This is a genomic window from Microbacterium sp. UBA3486 (assembly GCF_002377845.1).
Lineage (GTDB): Bacteria > Actinomycetota > Actinomycetes > Actinomycetales > Microbacteriaceae > Microbacterium > Microbacterium maritypicum_A.
In genome coordinates, this window is record NZ_DFQP01000070.1 from 13,269 (window position 1) to 28,404 (window position 15,136).

The following is a 15,136-nucleotide window of genomic DNA, read 5'->3' on the forward strand; positions in this document are numbered from 1 at the left end:
GGGCGTCTTCGAGAGCTTGTCGTAAGTGTCTGTGTAGGGGATCAGAAGCGTCTACCTCCCGAGCGGCCGCTGCGGCCGCTGCTGCGGGATCCGCCGCCTCCGCCGAACCCGGAGCTGCGGAAGCCTCCGCCTCCGGAAGAGCGCCAGCCGCTGCTGCCGCCGCGGCGCGAGGATCCGCCACCGCCACCGGCGAGCAGTCCGCCGATGATGCCGCCGAGGATGTCCCCGCCGATCCCCGAGCCGCCGGACGATGACCCGGATCCGCCGAACGGGCCTCCGAAGCCGCCCTGGTCGTAACCGGGAGGGGTGTACGCCTGCACATCGGATTGCGCAGCCGAGGTCGCCTGGCCTGCCAGGGCGAGCGCACGATTGGCCTCCGCCAGTGCGGCGTCGGGGTCGGTCGCCCGCAGGTTGAGCGCCTGCGTCAGGCTCGCCTCCGCGTTCGCGAGGCGGGTGCGGGCGGTGGAGCCCACGGTTCCTCGGCGCGTCTCGATGAAGTCACGAGCCGCGCGGATCTCGGAGTTCGCCTGAGTGAGGGTCTGATCGAGCATCTGCTGCACACGACGCGCGCGTTCGACGCCCTCCCTGCCCTGAGCGATCGCGGCATCGATCTGCTCGTTGGCGGCGGTGAGCGCCTCGAGAACGCGCTGCGGATTACGCGTGGAGCCGGCGAGGTCGGTCTGTGCCACTTGGAGCTGCTGTGCGGTCGCGGAGGCCGCGCCGGCGATCGCTCCCGAAGGATCGGGCAGCTGCTGCGCCGCCGCGAGGTCTCCCTGCAGCTCGGTGACGAGCGCCTGGGACTGCGCCTCGATCGTCGAGAGCTCGGTGCCCAGCGTCGTCACAGCCTGGGCGAGCTGTGCCGCCTGCGCCACCGACTGCTCTGCGGTGCGGATCGCGAACGCCGCCTCGCCCGAACGGCCGGCTGCGATCGCCTGCGCCGCCGCCTCGATCGATCGATCCGCGAGGTCGGCTCGCTCGCGGGCCTGTGCGGGGTTGTCCGCGACCATCGCGAGCGCCGCCGGAGCGTAGGTGGACGTGAGTGCGGAGAGGGCTGGAGCGGCCGCGGCGAGGACCGGGTCGAGCGCCGCGCGCTCACGACGGACCCGCTCGAGCTCCTGCGGGGCGTTCTGCTCCAGTTTGCGGAGCTCGTCGAATGCGGCGGTGTTGTCATCCAGGATGTCGTCGATCTCGTCCGCGATCTGGATGATGCGAATATGCCACGCCCTGCGGTCGTGGATCGTGTCCTCGATCTCGTCGTCGAGCTTCTGCTTCAGGTCGAAGGCCTCGGAGATCTTGGCCTTCGCCGCATCGACGACGCGCGTGAACTCCTCGGTCGCGCCCTCGCCGAACTGGGCGACGGCGAAGCCGAGTTCCTCCCGGCTCGAGGTGATCGCATCGTCCGCCTGCACGAGCGCGAGTCCGGCCTGTGTCTCGACCTGCTGGTCGGTCAGAGCGGAGAATGGATCGGCGGGATCGGGGGTCTCGGGCATGGCGCCGCGCTCACGGATCTCGGCGCGGCGGCGCGCGCGGCGCACGAGAGCGACGACGAGCCACACCAGCAGCGCGACCACGACGATCGCAACGACGATCAGGCCGATCCGGAGCGCGCCGGCGCCCCCGTCTCCCTGGATCTCATCGGCGGCGAGGGTGATCGCTCCGACCCAGTCGCCGCCGGACGCGAAGGGAACCATCTTGTCCTCGATGCTGTCGAGCTGTCCGAAGCTCACGGGCCCGTCGGGGGCGGCGGAGATGTAGTAGCTCCGGCCGTCGACGGCGATCGCGAGAAGATACTGCTCGGTGCCGAGATTGTTGTCCTGTGCGACCGTATCCGCCCACTGCACGTTATCGCTGGGATTGGTGAAGTCGTCGACGAGCACGACGAAGAGGTCGGCGTTCGAGTTGTCGGTGAGCTCCTGGAGCCGGGCTTCGACGGTGGCCTCTTCGTCGGCGCTCAGCACACCCGCCTGATCGGTGACGTACCCGGCATCGAGGGTGAGCGGATCGGTGGCCGATGCCGCGGAGGCGGTGAACGCTCCGGCGACCGCGGCGAGCGTGAGTGCGGCCAGCGCGAGCCACCGTTTCGTCATCGTGTTCCCTCCGACCGGCAGCCGAGCCCCATGCCACGAGTCTATGCACTGGATCCGACACGCGACAGCACTCGATGGTGCTTCTCCGTTCGCCCTCAGCGCAGACACATACGCTGGGAGGCATGGACGACATGTACGGTTCGGATGTGCTGGCCACCGGCTGGCGCGACCGCGGCGCGAAGCAGGTGCCGCAGGTCGCGGCGGAGACGGATCTCGTGGTGGAGGTCGCCGACGACGGTTTCTGCGGTGCCGTGACCCGCGTGCAGGGTGGGAACGTCGAGCTGGAGGACCGGGTCGGACGTCGACGCCTGTTCCCCCTCGGCGGAGGATTCCTGATCGACGGCGCACCGGTCCGTCTGGTCGTCCCCGCGGCGAAGTCCCAGGGCCCACGTCGGACGGCGTCCGGGTCCTTCGTGGTCGCCGATCAGCGCGCCCGCGTCGCGCTGCCCAGCCGCATCCTGGTCGAGGGCAAGCACGATGCCGAGCTCGTCGAGAAGGTGTGGGGTGCAGATCTGCGGGTCGAAGGCGTGGTCGTCGAGTTCCTGCAGGGGGTGGATCTGCTCGACGATCTGCTGGCAGCCGAACCACCCAGCGCGACGCGACGCTACGGAGTTCTCGTCGACCATCTCGTCCCGGGCTCCAAGGAGTCGCGGATCGCGGATGCGGTCGCCCGGGGCCCGCACGGTCGCCATCTCCGCATCGTCGGTCACCCCTTCGTCGACGTCTGGCAGTGCGTCACGCCGCGAGCCCTCGGCATCGCGAAGTGGCCGGAGATCCCGCGCGGCATCGAGTGGAAGGTCGGTATCTGCCGTGCCTTCGGGTGGCCGCACGAGACGCAGGCCGACACCGCGCGCGCCTGGCAGCACATCCTCTCGAAGGTGACGACCTATCGGGATCTGGAACCCGCCCTGCTGGGCCGTGTGGAGGAACTCATCGACTTCGTGACGGCGCCGACGCACTGAGCGCGGCTCTCGCGGGAGGTATCCGAGGCGCCGGACGCCGCGACGCCGACGGCTACCCTGGATTCATGCCCGAACCCCGTACCTTCCGAGACGAACCGGTGTCGTTCGTGCGCCGCAGCGGTCGGATGTCCGACGCCCAGGAGCGCGCGTTCTCCGAGCTCGGCCCGCACTACCTGCTCGACGTGCCGCGAGACGTCGCCTGGACGTCCGTGCACCCCGAGGCCCGTCTCGACCCCGCGACCGAGTACGGACGCTCGGCCGATCTCTACGTGGAGATCGGCTCCGGGCAGGGGCATGCGATCGTGGCCGCGGCGTCGTCGCGCCCGGACGACGACTTCCTCGCCGTAGAGGTGTTCCGCGCTGGACTCGCGCGGACGATGCTCGACGCCGATCGCGAGGGTGCCCGCAACCTGCGCGTGGTCGAGGCGAACGCGCCGGAGGTGCTCTCCTCATTCCTCCCCGAGGCTGCGGCACGGGAGGTGTGGATCTTCTTCCCCGACCCGTGGCACAAGAAGAAGCACACCAAACGACGTCTGGTTCGCCCCGGTTTCGGCGACACCGCGGCGAGAGCATTGCGTGACGGCGGACTGCTGCGACTCGCGACGGACTGGGAGGACTACGCGCTGCAGATGCGCGAGGTGCTCGATGCCGAGCCGCTGTTCGAGCGTGCATTCGACGGGGAGTGGGCTGACCGCTTCGACGGCCGGGTGATGACCGCATTCGAGCGCAAGGGCATCGCGAAGGGGCGTGACATCCGGGACCTCGTGTATCGGCGCAGGACGCGCGCGTGACGGACGTGCGGCGTGACACGATGCAGCGGCTGGGCGTCGTGCCGGCGCTGCTCGTGTGTGCGGCGGCTCCGGCATTCTTCGTGCTGGAGATCCCCTGGATCGGCTGGACGCTGCTCGCGGCGGGCATCGCTGTGGCGGGGCTGATCGAGCGCGGCCGCCGCGCCGAGGACGAGGTCGTGCGCGTGGGGTCTCGGTTGGAGACCGCGAGGATGCTCGGAGTGCACAGGCCGCCGTCTCTCACGAGGGATCTCTCCCTGATCGCGATCGGTCTTCTGATCGTGAGCATCATCCCGTTGGCTGCGGAGCTCGACAACCTCGCGATGCTGCGCTTCACTCTTGCACTCGGCGGGGCGGTCGCCGTGCCGTACGTCATCTCGCGGTTCGTCTACCGCGACCGCGCGATCAGCTTCCCGTGGCGAACGCGTAGACGCTGGGGTCGGCTGCAATGGGGCTGGCTGGTGGCCGTGCTGGTGCTCGGCTGGCTCATCCTGCCCTTCTACTTCATCACCAGCGGGGTCTACCAGAACTGGCCGGTGGTCGACACCCCCGACCTCATCGCGAGGCTCTTCGTCGGCGTCGGCGCCGTCGGCATCTGGGACGAGCTGTTCTTCATCTGCACGGTGTTCGCGCTGCTGCGACGCCACTTCCCGGACCTGGTCGCGAACCTGCTCCAAGCGATCGTCTTCGTCTCGTTCCTCTGGGAGCTCGGCTACCGGGAGTGGGGACCGCTGCTGACCATCCCGTTCGCCCTGCTGCAGGGGTACATCTTCCTCCGCACGCATTCGCTCGCCTATGTCGTCACGGTGCATCTGCTGTTCGACGCCGTGGTGTTCGCCGTGCTGGTGCACGCACACAATCCGGGACTGCTGCCGATCTTCCTCGTGTAGCCCCGCTCACCGGTCGGCTTGCTCCCGACCCCTCGGAACGGGAGAATCAGCCCATGCTCATCGTCGGTCTCGTCCTCGCCGCAGCCGCCGCTGCGTTCCACGTCTTCATCTTCGCGCTCGAGTCGCTCAGGTGGACCGATCCCGAGACGCGGAAGATCTTCGGCGTCGCCAGCGAGGCCGATGCGGTCACCATGAAGCAGTTGGCCTTCAACCAGGGGTTCTACAACCTCTTCCTCGCGCTGACGACCCTGCTCGGCATCGGTCTCGTGATCGTGGGAGCCGAGACGGTGGGGCTCACACTCGTCTTCGCCGGTACCGCGATGATGCTCGCAGCCGCGCTGGTGCTCGTGCTGTCCGACCGCACCAAGGTGCGCGCGGCCACGATGCAGGGAGCCCTGCCACTGCTCGCGGTGGTCGCCACGGCGATCGGCGTCGCGATCAGCTGATGCTCGAGGGGTGACATCCGCGCCGTCAGCGACCACACTCGTTGCATGGCCGACTGGGTGCTGCACGTGGACATGGATCAGTTCATCGCCGCGGTCGAGGTGTTGCGAAGGCCCGAGCTCGCCGGCCTCCCGCTGATCGTCGGTGGTCGGGGAGACCCCACCGAGCGCGCCGTCGTGTCGACCGCCTCGTATGAGGCGCGCGCCTTCGGCATCGGTTCGGGCATGCCTCTGAAGATCGCCGCGCGCAAGGCACCCGATGACGCGGTCTTCCTCCCCGTCGACCACGAGGCCTATGCTCTGGCTTCCGGTGAGGTGATGGCCGCGCTCCGGGCGCTGCCGGATGTGGTGCTCGAGATCGTGGGGTGGGACGAGTGCTTTCTCGGCGTGACCACGGACGATCCGGAGACGATGGCGAGGTCCGCGCAGGCCGCGGTGCTCGATGCGACCGAGCTGCACTGCTCGGTGGGGATCGGCGACAACAAGGTGCGGGCGAAGATCGCGACCGGATTCGGCAAGCCCCGCGGCATATTCCGCCTCACAGCGGACAACTGGTTCGAGATCATGGGAGACAGGCCGACGCGCGAGCTGTGGGGTGTCGGGCCGAAGGTGCAGAGGAGACTGGCCGCTCACGGCATCCTGACCGTGCGCGAGCTGGCCGATGCGGACGAGCAGGCTCTGGTGGCGGAGTTCGGACCGCGGATGGGGGTCTGGTATCACGGCTTGGGATCCGGTATCGGTCCGCGTATCGTCGACGACACCCCATGGGTCGCTCGTAGCCACAGTCGTGAGATGACCTACCAGCAGAACCTGACGACACCGGATCAGGTCGAGACGGCGATCAGAGAACTCGCCGCCCAGGCCTTCCAGGACTGCGCCGCCGAAGGGCGACCCGTCGTGCGTGTGTACCTCAAGGTGCGGTACGCCCCGTTCGAGACCAGGACGATCGGTCGCACGCTTCCGGGGCCGGCCACGGATCGCCAGGAATTCGTCGCGGCCGCGGCAGCACTCGGCGCGACGCTCGATCCCGAGCGTGAGGTTCGCCTGCTGGGCGTGCGCGCGGAGATGACCATGCCGGACGGCGCCGACGATGCGGCGCGGACTCCGGTGCGTGGCAGGATCTGACCTCCTTCCCGCATGCCCCCCTCGGGTGCAGGGGGTTCGATCAGTCCCGGACGACGGCGGCGACGGCGCTCACCTCGATCAGCGCACCGGGCACCCCGAGCCCTGCCACCAGCGCAGCCGTGACGAGGGGCGGGGCGCCTTCCCTGGCGAGCCTCGAGGCGACCGCTCCATAGGCTGCGCGCAGATCCGCGTCCTGATGGATCAGCACGGTCCAGCTGATCACGTCGTCGAGTCCGGCACCGACCGACTCGAGAGCGATCCTGGCGTTCTCCACCGCGCGCAGCGACTGCTCGCCGGCATCGGAGGAGACGACGGCCCCCGTGGTGTCGACGCCGTTCTGGCCGCCGATGTAGATCGTCGTCGCTCCAGGCGGAACGACCGCCACGTGGCTGAATGCCGGACTCGCGACGAGCCCTTCAGGCTGAGTGAGTGTGATGTTCATGCGCACACTCTGCCTTGGGGTACCGACATCGGAAAGCTCCTCGGAGGCGCACGCGCTCAGAAGCGGAGGAGCACCTTGCCGACGCGCCCTGCGGTATCGCTCGCCTGCACGGCCGCGCTGATGTCGGCAGCGTCGAAGATGCCGGCGACGGGAAGGGTGAGGCTGCCGTCGGCGAGACGCTGGAAGAGCTCGCCGAACAGAGCGGTTCGCGTATCCGCGTCCAGGCGGGGGATCACCTTGCTGCCCCAGAAACCCTTCACCGTGGCCTGCTTGAAGATCACATCGGAGGATGCGATCTCCATGATGGGCGAGTCCATCGCGCCGAAGGCGACCAGGGTTGCTCCCTCGGCGAGCAACGAGAGCACCTGGCCCGCAGAAGCGCCGCCGACCGAGTCGACACCGGCGACGACGGGGGCACCGCCGGTGAGGGCTTCCACCTGTGCCTTCCAATCGGCCTGATCGGTGGCGACGATCCGGTCGATGCCCTGCTCATGGAGTTCCGTGATGCCCGCCGTTCGACGCACGAGGCCGACGACGTTCACACCACGTGCGGAGGCGAGCTGCGCGAGCATGCGCCCGACGGCGCCGTTCGCAGCGTTCTGGACGATCCAGTCGCCCTGCTTCACCGCGAGGAAATCGAGCAGGGTGATCGCGCTGAACGGCATCGACACGAGCTGGGCGGCCGTCTCGTCGGGAAGCCCGTCCGGGATGGGGATGAGCCCCGCGGCGTTCGTCACGATGTACTCCGCCCATGCGCCGAAGGTCCCGCCAGTGGCGACGCGCTGGCCGACGGCGAGGTTCTCGACACCGGCGCCGAGCGCATCCACCACGCCCAACGCCTCTGTGCCCGACGCCGCAGGGAGTTCGGGAGTGAAGCCGTAAGTGCCGCGTACCGTCCAGAGATCGTGATTGTGGATGGGGGAGAGGACCACTCGCAGGCGGACCTGTCCTTCGCCGGGCTCCGGAACGGGCCGGTCCTCGACGCGGAGGACTTCCTCCGGAGCGCCGAAGGTGGGGTGGATGAGTGCGCGCATGGCGGCTCCGTTCTGTCGGGGGTGAGGTCAGCGGGCGTCGCCCGGGCGGGCGCTGCCGAGGTCGATGGTCGCCTGCTGGAGGCGATCGGTGATGTCGTGCAACTCGGCGATGAGTGCTCTGCGGTGTGCGTCGTCGTGGAGTCCCGCGATCGCGGTGACCCTGGAATGGATCGGCGCGACCTCGGAGCGAAGGTCGCGCCCCTTTTCAGTGAGCGTCACGGTCACGACGCGCTCATCCTCGCGACTCCGCGATCGCGCCACGAGGCCTGCCTGCTCGAGTCGCCGGACGAGCGGGGAGAGCGTGCCGGAATCCAGGCGCATCACCTCGCCGAGTGAGCCGATCGTCTGCTCGCCGTCGAGCCAGAGCGCGGCGAGCACCAGGTATTGCGGGTACGTCAGTCCCCACGGCGCGAGCAGTGCCCGATATGCCTGCGTGGTGGCGCGAGCCGCGGAGTAGAGGGAGAAGCACACCATCTCATCGGTCACCGGCATGGATAAATCATTGCATGCGATTCGATTGTGCACAACTTGAATGACGGAGAACAGGGCGTGTCCGCAGTGCGCGGACACGCCCTGTGTCGGTCCTAACGGAGGACCTTGGCCTTGATCGTGTTGTACTCCTCGGCCGTGATGGTCCCGGAATCCAGCAATGCCTTCGCCTTCGCGATCTCCTCACTCGGGCTCGTGCCCGCGACCTGCTGGATATAGGCATCTGCCGCGCTGCGGGCGCTCGCGGCCTCCGCATTGCTCCGCTCTGCCATGCCCGATCCCCGTGCGATCAGGTATACGAGCACCGTGAGGAACGGAACGAAGATCAGGAAGATGATCCACACCGCCTTCCACCAGCCGTTGAGCTTCCGGTCACGGAACAGGTCGGCGACGATGGCGAACAGGGCGAACAGGTAGGAGATGAAGACGAACGCCAGCAGGAACCACCAGATGATGTCCCAGAACGATCCCCAAAAACTCATGACTACTCCTTCAAAAGATGTTCCGCGCGAAGTCGGCGGCTCGTCGGACGTTACCGGTGCGCAGGGCCGGCAGCAGTGTCCGCGGCGGGAGTTCACCAGGGTGAGCCGCGCGTGGGATCCTTTCGCCCGTGTTCCTCGCGGTGTCCGCCGCAGTACGCTTCTGACGACCCGACGACGGAGAGGCCGATGACCGTGACGAGACGACCCCCGTGGCTGCTCAGCACCGTTGTGGGCTACCGACGATCCTGGATCCTTCGCGACGTGATCGCGGGGCTCTCGGCCGGTGCCGTCGTGATCCCGCAGGCGATGGCCTATGCGACGATCGCGAACCTGCCCGTGCAGGTGGGCCTCTACACCTGCATCCTGCCGATGCTCGTGTATGCGTTCCTCGGGGGGAGCAGGGCGATGAGCGTCTCGACGACGTCGACCATCGCCACGCTGACGGCGACGACCCTGGTCACGGCGGGCGTGGCGGCCGGGGCCGAGGATGCTATGGGTTCGTTGATGATGCTGACCCTGCTGGTCGGTGTGATCCTGCTGATCGCGCGGCTCTGCCGGCTCGGCTCGCTCGTGGAGAACATCAGTGGCGCCACGGTCCTCGGCCTGAAGATCGGTGTCGGTGCGACGGTCGCGGTCGGACAGCTGCCGAAGCTGCTGGGAGAGAGCGACGACTTCTCCGGTCATGGATTCCTCGCATCGCTCGGCGCGGTGGCGCAGGCCTTCGGAAGTGCGAACGGGCCCACGATCGCCCTCTCTGCGGGCTCCATCGCGGTGATCCTCGTGCTCAAGCGCTTCGCTCCGAAGGTTCCGGGCACGCTGGTCGTCGTGGTCGGAGGGATCCTCCTGGTCGGAATGGCCGGAATCGATCGACTCGGCGTCGACCTGATCGCACCGGTGCCCAGCGGCCTGCCCGTTCCAGGAATCCCGGACTTCGGACAGACGGTGGCGCTGGTTCCCGGCGCGCTCGCGATCGCCGTGATGGCTTTCCTCGAATCCGCAGCCGTCGCCCGAAGCCTTCGCGTCGCCACCGAGCCTCAGATCGACAGTGACCAGGAACTGCTTGCGACCGGCGCGGCGAACACAGTCGGGGCCTTCTTCGGAACGATGCCTGCGGCCGGAGGGTTCTCGCAGAGCGCGGTCAATCAGAGCGCGGGCGCGCGCTCGCAGGTGGCGACCCTCGTGACCGTGGTCCTCGCCGTCCTCGTCGCCCTCTTCCTCGGCCCTGTGCTCAGTCTGCTGCCGGAGGCGACGTTGGCCGCGATGGTGTTCGTCGCCGTGGCGGGGCTCATCAACATCCCGGAACTCCTGCGCTGGGCACGCATCAGCCGCGTCGACTTCTGGATCGCCTCGTCCGTCGCCGTTCTCGGTCTCACCGCGGGTCTGCTCCCGGCCGTGGCGGTCGGCGTCGTCGTGACGCTGATCCTGGTGCTGCGCGAGGTCAACATCCCGAAGGCGACCATCGTGGGTGGTGACGGCGGGGTGCTGGGCATCCGCCTGGACCGTGGTCTCTACACTGCGAACGCCCTGGCGAACGAGCGGATGCTCCTCGAGACCGTGGCGGCCCAGGGGGCTCCGGTCCGCGCGCTCGTGCTCGGGTTGACGCAGCAGGAGGTGATGACGATCACCGTGCTCGACGCGCTGGAGGATCTCGACCGCGAGCTCTCGCAGCTCGGGGTCGTGCTGCACCTGGCTGCGGTGCCGGCATCGGCCAAGGTCGTGGCGGAGCGCACACCGTGGTTCGCAGGCCTCGAATCGGCGGGGCGCGTCCACGGGACGTTGCGAGAAGGCATCACCGCAGCCGAATCGGCGATCGATGCGGGGATGCCCAGCCTTCACCAGGGTGAAGTGGACGACGCGCCCTGACGCACCGACGGCCTCCTCCCTAGGCTGGCTCCACAAGTGGGAGCGGCGGGCAGCCCCACGAGAGGGGGCGGTCGTGTCGAGCGACGAGCGGGCGGTTGCGGGGCCGAGGTGGACAGGATGGACGACCGCGCAGGGCTGAGTTGGCGGTGGTCTCGGTTCGGCCTCGGCATGCTCTTCGCCGTGCCCGCCATCGTGGTCGCCCCGTTCGATCTGTCGCTGGCGGTCGCCTTCGGGATCGGGGTCGTGCCCGCGGCGGCTTTCGGCATGCCGCCGCGACGGCGCCGTCGAGCGATCATCCCGGTCGTCGGGGTGCTCAGCGCCATGGCGCTGCTGCTCGGGTCCGTGCTGGCGTCTTCGCCCGTCATCGCCGTCGTCGGGGTGTTCGTGCTCGCGGTCCTGGCGAGCGTCAACGCGACGCGCGGACGCGGGGGTCAGCTCCTGCTGGTCCTGGCGCTGCCGATGACCGGTATCGGGCTGAGCTTCACCTGGTCGCCGGTCACCCTCGGTTTCGCGGCGTGCATCGTGGCCGGTTCGATCTATGCGTGGATCCTCATGCTGCTCTGGCCGGAACGCGACGAAGAGCCCCATCCGCCGCCGCCGGTGCCGCGCGGTCGCGCCATGCTGGTCTACGGAATCCTTCTCGGCGCGGGTGCGGCCACTGCCGCGGCGCTGGGCTTCCTGTGGGACCTCGAGCATGTCGGCTGGGCGACTGGTGCGGTGCTCCTGGTGATGAGGCCGGTGCGGGGGCAGCTCATCGCGCGCAGCATCGGGCGTGCGGTGTCCGTTCTGATCGGCGCACTGGCGGCGGCGGTCGTGGCGGTGCTCGACCCGGCGGACGTGGTCGTGGGGATCGTGGTGGGACTGGTCATCGGGTCGGCGTGCGCGATTCAGGAGAGCCGTTGGTACGTCGTGCCCGGATTCACCACGTTCCTCGCTCTGACGCTCATCATGTCGACGTCCCCGGAGCCCCCGGCGGAGCGGTTCGTCGAGCGCGCCGTGGAAACGCTGCTCGGGGTCGGACTCGCTCTCTTCTTCGGAGCCGTGGTGCCCTCGATCGTCTCGCTGCTCGCGAGGGTTCGGCGTCGTTCCTCCGCGTGATTCCACGCTAGACGAAAGTTCCTTGAGCCCGTGTTCGCTGGGGTGGGATACTTCGAGTGGGAGAGGGTCGAGTAGCGTCTAACATGTTACGGGGGGTTCCGATGGCATCAGATGAAGAGGACCCGCAATCGTCGCGGGCTTTCGCCGTCTCGACGGTCGCGGGGGATATCGCGCGGCCTCGACTGCTGGCGCGTCTCACCGCCGCGATGGATGAACCCTGGACGTTGACCGTGCTCTCTGCGCCGGCCGGATCCGGGAAGACGCGACTGCTCGTCCACTGGGCGCACGCACTGGACGCCCATGGCGACACCGCGGTGGTGTGGTGGGCTCTGCAGCGTGGCGACATGGATCTCGAACCGTTGCGGAGCGCACTGGCAGACGTCGATGACGAACGGCTCCGCGAGAGCCTGGAGCGGGTCGCCGGCAGCTGGTCGGTGGAGACCGCACGCGCGCTGGCGCGCTCCCTCCGCGGCGCGGGGCGGCGTATCGTCGTCATCATCGACGACGTCCACCTCGTCGAGGACGATCGGCTCGCCGAGATGCTGACTTCTTTCGTGAACGCCGTTCCCGGCAACGGGCACGTCGTCCTCTCCGGACGGGGAACCCGCAGGATTCCGCTCGCGCGCCGACGCATCGCCGGGATCGCCCTCGAACTCGATGCGAAAGATCTCGCCTTCACGCCGGCGGAGGTGCGGTTGTTCTTCCGTGCGCGGGACGTGAGCCTCTCACAGGGGGAGATCACGTCCGTGCTGCGCAGGACCGAAGGATGGGCGACCGGGCTGCGTCTCCTCGAACTCGCCGCGCTCCACGATTCGTTCGCGACCGTGCTCCCGCTGCGCGGCGATTCTCCCACGGTGACCGACTACTTCGCCGAGGAGGTCTTCGCCGACCTCGACCACGAGCTCAGCGACTTCCTTGTGCTCACCTCGGTACCCGATTCGTTCACTCCCCGACTGGCCTCGCGGCTCATCGGTGGAGCGCCGGCCGCGGGTCTGATCGAGCAACTCATCCGCCTCAACGTTCTCATCAGTCGCAACCGCGACGAGCCGGGGTGGTATCACTACCACCCTCTGCTGCGGGAGTTCCTCTACGCCCGGTTGAAGGAGCGCGGAGATGCGGCGGTCGAGTCCCTCGAGAAGGTGACGGCGGAGTGGTTCGCCGCAGAGCAGGAGCACAGGCTCGCGCTCACTCACGCGACGCGCAGTCACGACGCGCAGTCGATGTCCCTGATCCTGCGACAGTGCGGGATGCAGCTCGTTCTCATGGGGCATGCCTGCGAGGTGATCTCCGCGACAGCGGGGCTTCCGCATTCCGTGCGGGCCGAACCTTCCGTGCAACTGTTGATCGCATCGGCGCGACTCGCACGAGGAGACGCCTCCACGGCAGCTGCCCTGCTGGAATCCTCGCCGCCATGGCCGGGGGATGAGGGGTCTGCGGCCGTTCGTCAGTGGCGGAAGGGGCTGGAACTCCATATCGCCGTCCGGCGCGGGGGCCTCACCGACGCTCTCGACCGGCTGGAGCTCGCGCTCGAAGAGGTGACCGGGGAGTCGCAGCTGGACACCTATGTGTTCGTGCAGGCCGCCATGGCGGAGCTCTATGTCGGAGACCTCGACCGGGCAGGTCGATTCGCGCGGTTGGCGTGTGACCGCGCGGTCGCCTCGGGGGCTGCAGCGGCGGAGTTGCAGGCGGCAGCCATCCTGAACACCGCTGAGCTCTTCCGCGGTCGCATGGGCGAGGTGCTCCGTTCGGGTGCGCGCCTCGATCAGCGCTGGGCCGAGCTCGGCACACCGGACGACTCGTTCTACGAGGTCACGAGAGTGTGGCGCTACTGGGTTCCCTTCGAGCGGATGCTCGTCGGTGACGTCGACGAGACGCTGAAGGTTGCCACCGGCATCATCGAATCGGGCGCCGAACCCTCGATCGCACGGGGACTCCGAGGAATGATCACGCTTCTGGGCGCGGACTCCGCGATCGACGCACATGCCGCGGCCGTCGATCTGCTCGACAACATGGCGCCGCGCGCGGACATGCCGCTTCCGGTCCACTGGTACGCGATGATGAGCGCATTCGCCGTGCGGGCGTTCGATCGACTCGGGGAGCGTTCTCTCCGTGACCGCTTCATCGTCGAGATCGAGCGGGCGATCGGCTCGACCGGTGACGTCTTCGTGCTCCGGGCGATCGCGGCACTGCACGACCAGGACTTCGCGCGTGCCCGTCAGGCGCTCGCTCCCGTCCTGGAGGGAAGCTCGCGGTGTCTTCTGCCGACATCGATGGTCGACGCGTGGCTGGTAGCGGCCTGCCTCGACGTGCAGTCCGGGCATCCGGACCAGGCGCAGGTTTCTCTCGCCTTCGCGCTCGCGCTGGCGGAGCCGGAGGAGCTGGTCCGGCGTTTCGCCGACGCGGGGCCCGTGGTGGCGCGTCTGCTCGCCGCACGCGCCACCCCGGGTTCCCGCGGGCGTTTCGCCGACTGCGTCCGCGAGCGCCTCGCCGCTGCGGGCATGCTGATCGACGAAGAACTCACGCGGCGCGAGCGCATCGTGCTCTCCGCGTTGAGCCGCAATGCGACGCTGCGGGAGATCGCCCAGCAGGAGTTCATCTCGCCGAACACCGTGAAGACCCACGTCCGGAACATCTATCGGAAGCTCGGCGTCTCCGACCGCGAAGGAGTGACGGCGGCCGCGCTCGCTCTCGGTATCGACTGAACCGGTGCGTCGCTCAGAGCAAGGCAGCGATCCCCTTCTCGAGCTGAAGGGCACCGATGACCAGGAGCAGCGCGGCGTTCAAGACGTGCGTGTTCCCGGCTATCCACGCCCGCACGCGATCGAGGAGCGGCTGGGCGTCGGCGCCGCGGACCACCACGTACAGCACGGGCAGCGCGATGGGGAGCGTCCCAATGATGACGAAGACGACAGCGACCCACAGGCCGGTGCTCCGGTCGACGTCCGACAACGAGATGTCGAGCGCGGCGAGGATAGCGCACGAGGCATCGACCGGATTGAGCACGAAGAGCCCGAGTCCGAGAAGCAGAGTCCGCCCGGGCCGAAAGGACTCCACGGAGTGCAGCCAGCCCGGGAGCTGGGGTGATGCGGCGACGACTTCGCGCGGTGATGACGCCGCGGCCATCTGTGCGATGTGTGCGCGACCCTTTCGGTACACCCACACGGCGGACCCGATCAGGAATAGGCCGAGGAGGACGCGCACGATCGGGACCCACAGCGGAGGCTCACCGAGCTCGTGCACCGCGAGCAGGGGGAACAGCCAGAGGCACAGGGTCATGAGCCCGCCCAGACCGAGGAACCACCCGATCAGGTACGTGATGCCGTTCATCCGCGCATTGCGCGAGAGGAGAACGGCGACGAGCGCCATGATCGCGAGTGGGCTCAGGACCACACCGAGAGCGACCGGGACGAGCGCGAGTATCAGTTCTCCCACG

The 15,136-nt window shown here is 68.5% G+C and carries 14 protein-coding genes; 8 read left to right on the forward strand and 6 right to left on the reverse strand.

Translation table 11 applies throughout. The features are described from left to right. Window positions 1-41: 41 nt before the first annotated feature. Window positions 42-2,087 carry a TPM domain-containing protein gene (locus B2869_RS09740; protein WP_292765695.1) on the reverse strand — a complete coding sequence of 682 codons (2,046 nt, stop codon included), beginning with the start codon at window positions 2,085-2,087 and terminating at the stop codon, window positions 42-44. Between the two features lie 122 nt (window positions 2,088-2,209). Here B2869_RS09740 and B2869_RS09745 point away from each other — a divergent pair, with 122 nt between their 5' ends. The 5 genes from B2869_RS09745 to B2869_RS09765 all read left to right on the forward strand — a co-directional run bounded on the left by B2869_RS09745 (window position 2,210) and on the right by B2869_RS09765 (window position 6,295). Continuing rightward, the gene (locus B2869_RS09745; RefSeq protein ID WP_029258467.1) at window positions 2,210-3,049 is read left to right on the forward strand and encodes a DUF3097 domain-containing protein; all 840 of its coding nucleotides are present in this window, start codon (window positions 2,210-2,212) and stop codon (window positions 3,047-3,049) included. Between the two features lie 65 nt (window positions 3,050-3,114). Next, window positions 3,115-3,840: a tRNA (guanosine(46)-N7)-methyltransferase TrmB gene (gene trmB / locus B2869_RS09750; RefSeq protein WP_021198496.1), complete on the forward strand. Its 726-nt coding sequence runs from the start codon at window positions 3,115-3,117 to the stop codon at window positions 3,838-3,840. 20 nt (window positions 3,841-3,860) lie between these two features. Then, window positions 3,861-4,727, forward strand: coding sequence for a CPBP family intramembrane glutamic endopeptidase (locus tag B2869_RS09755; RefSeq protein WP_292765845.1), 867 nt, complete (start codon window positions 3,861-3,863; stop codon window positions 4,725-4,727). A 53-nt stretch (window positions 4,728-4,780) separates the two neighbouring features. Next, on the forward strand, window positions 4,781-5,173 hold the full coding sequence (locus B2869_RS09760) for a DUF1304 domain-containing protein (protein WP_292765699.1): 393 nt from the start codon (window positions 4,781-4,783) through the stop codon (window positions 5,171-5,173). Between the two features lie 45 nt (window positions 5,174-5,218). Beyond that, a complete protein-coding gene (locus B2869_RS09765) occupies window positions 5,219-6,295 on the forward strand; it encodes a DNA polymerase IV (protein WP_292765702.1) in 1,077 nt (358 codons plus the stop codon). 40 nt (window positions 6,296-6,335) lie between these two features. Here the strand turns inward: B2869_RS09765 and B2869_RS09770 are convergent, their stop codons facing one another. From B2869_RS09770 to B2869_RS09785, 4 genes are all read right to left on the reverse strand, one after another. After that, window positions 6,336-6,737, reverse strand: coding sequence for a RidA family protein (locus B2869_RS09770; RefSeq protein WP_292765705.1), 402 nt, complete (start codon window positions 6,735-6,737; stop codon window positions 6,336-6,338). Between the two features lie 56 nt (window positions 6,738-6,793). Beyond that, a complete protein-coding gene (locus tag B2869_RS09775) occupies window positions 6,794-7,771 on the reverse strand; it encodes a zinc-binding dehydrogenase (protein ID WP_292765708.1) in 978 nt (325 codons plus the stop codon). A gap of 27 nt (window positions 7,772-7,798) precedes the next feature. Beyond that, window positions 7,799-8,263: a MarR family winged helix-turn-helix transcriptional regulator gene (locus B2869_RS09780; RefSeq protein WP_292765711.1), complete on the reverse strand. Its 465-nt coding sequence runs from the start codon at window positions 8,261-8,263 to the stop codon at window positions 7,799-7,801. A 92-nt stretch (window positions 8,264-8,355) separates the two neighbouring features. Further along, entirely contained in the window at window positions 8,356-8,742 is a 387-nt protein-coding gene (locus tag B2869_RS09785) for an SHOCT domain-containing protein (RefSeq protein ID WP_021198034.1), read from the reverse strand. A 186-nt stretch (window positions 8,743-8,928) separates the two neighbouring features. Here B2869_RS09785 and B2869_RS09790 point away from each other — a divergent pair, with 186 nt between their 5' ends. The 3 genes from B2869_RS09790 (at window position 8,929) to B2869_RS09800 (ending at window position 14,405) form a co-directional block, all read left to right on the forward strand. Next, entirely contained in the window at window positions 8,929-10,605 is a 1,677-nt protein-coding gene (locus B2869_RS09790; RefSeq protein ID WP_292765715.1) for a SulP family inorganic anion transporter, read from the forward strand. 117 nt (window positions 10,606-10,722) lie between these two features. Further along, on the forward strand, window positions 10,723-11,703 hold the full coding sequence (locus B2869_RS09795; protein WP_292765718.1) for an FUSC family protein: 981 nt from the start codon (window positions 10,723-10,725) through the stop codon (window positions 11,701-11,703). A 101-nt stretch (window positions 11,704-11,804) separates the two neighbouring features. Continuing rightward, window positions 11,805-14,405 carry a LuxR C-terminal-related transcriptional regulator gene (locus B2869_RS09800; RefSeq protein WP_292765721.1) on the forward strand — a complete coding sequence of 867 codons (2,601 nt, stop codon included), beginning with the start codon at window positions 11,805-11,807 and terminating at the stop codon, window positions 14,403-14,405. A 13-nt stretch (window positions 14,406-14,418) separates the two neighbouring features. Here the strand turns inward: B2869_RS09800 and B2869_RS09805 are convergent, their stop codons facing one another. Further along, a complete protein-coding gene (locus B2869_RS09805; RefSeq protein WP_292765724.1) occupies window positions 14,419-15,135 on the reverse strand; it encodes a GAP family protein in 717 nt (238 codons plus the stop codon). Window position 15,136 lies beyond the last annotated feature (1 nt).

Excerpts from the sequence above, each read along its gene's own strand:
- B2869_RS09785 (WP_021198034.1), bottom strand. The coding sequence starts at position 8,742 with ATGAGTTTTTGGGGATCGTTCTGGGACATCATCTGGTGGTTCCTGCTG.
- B2869_RS09780 (WP_292765711.1), bottom strand. The coding sequence starts at position 8,263 with ATGCCGGTGACCGATGAGATGGTGTGCTTCTCCCTCTACTCCGCGGCT.
- B2869_RS09740 (WP_292765695.1), bottom strand. The coding sequence starts at position 2,087 with ATGACGAAACGGTGGCTCGCGCTGGCCGCACTCACGCTCGCCGCGGTC.
- trmB (WP_021198496.1), top strand. The coding sequence starts at position 3,115 with ATGCCCGAACCCCGTACCTTCCGAGACGAACCGGTGTCGTTCGTGCGC.
- B2869_RS09790 (WP_292765715.1), top strand. The coding sequence starts at position 8,929 with ATGACCGTGACGAGACGACCCCCGTGGCTGCTCAGCACCGTTGTGGGC.
- B2869_RS09770 (WP_292765705.1), bottom strand. The coding sequence starts at position 6,737 with ATGAACATCACACTCACTCAGCCTGAAGGGCTCGTCGCGAGTCCGGCA.
- B2869_RS09795 (WP_292765718.1), top strand. The coding sequence starts at position 10,723 with ATGGACGACCGCGCAGGGCTGAGTTGGCGGTGGTCTCGGTTCGGCCTC.
- B2869_RS09760 (WP_292765699.1), top strand. The coding sequence starts at position 4,781 with ATGCTCATCGTCGGTCTCGTCCTCGCCGCAGCCGCCGCTGCGTTCCAC.
- B2869_RS09745 (WP_029258467.1), top strand. The coding sequence starts at position 2,210 with ATGGACGACATGTACGGTTCGGATGTGCTGGCCACCGGCTGGCGCGAC.
- B2869_RS09765 (WP_292765702.1), top strand. The coding sequence starts at position 5,219 with ATGGCCGACTGGGTGCTGCACGTGGACATGGATCAGTTCATCGCCGCG.
- B2869_RS09775 (WP_292765708.1), bottom strand. The coding sequence starts at position 7,771 with ATGCGCGCACTCATCCACCCCACCTTCGGCGCTCCGGAGGAAGTCCTC.
- B2869_RS09755 (WP_292765845.1), top strand. The coding sequence starts at position 3,861 with ATGCAGCGGCTGGGCGTCGTGCCGGCGCTGCTCGTGTGTGCGGCGGCT.
- B2869_RS09800 (WP_292765721.1), top strand. The coding sequence starts at position 11,805 with ATGGCATCAGATGAAGAGGACCCGCAATCGTCGCGGGCTTTCGCCGTC.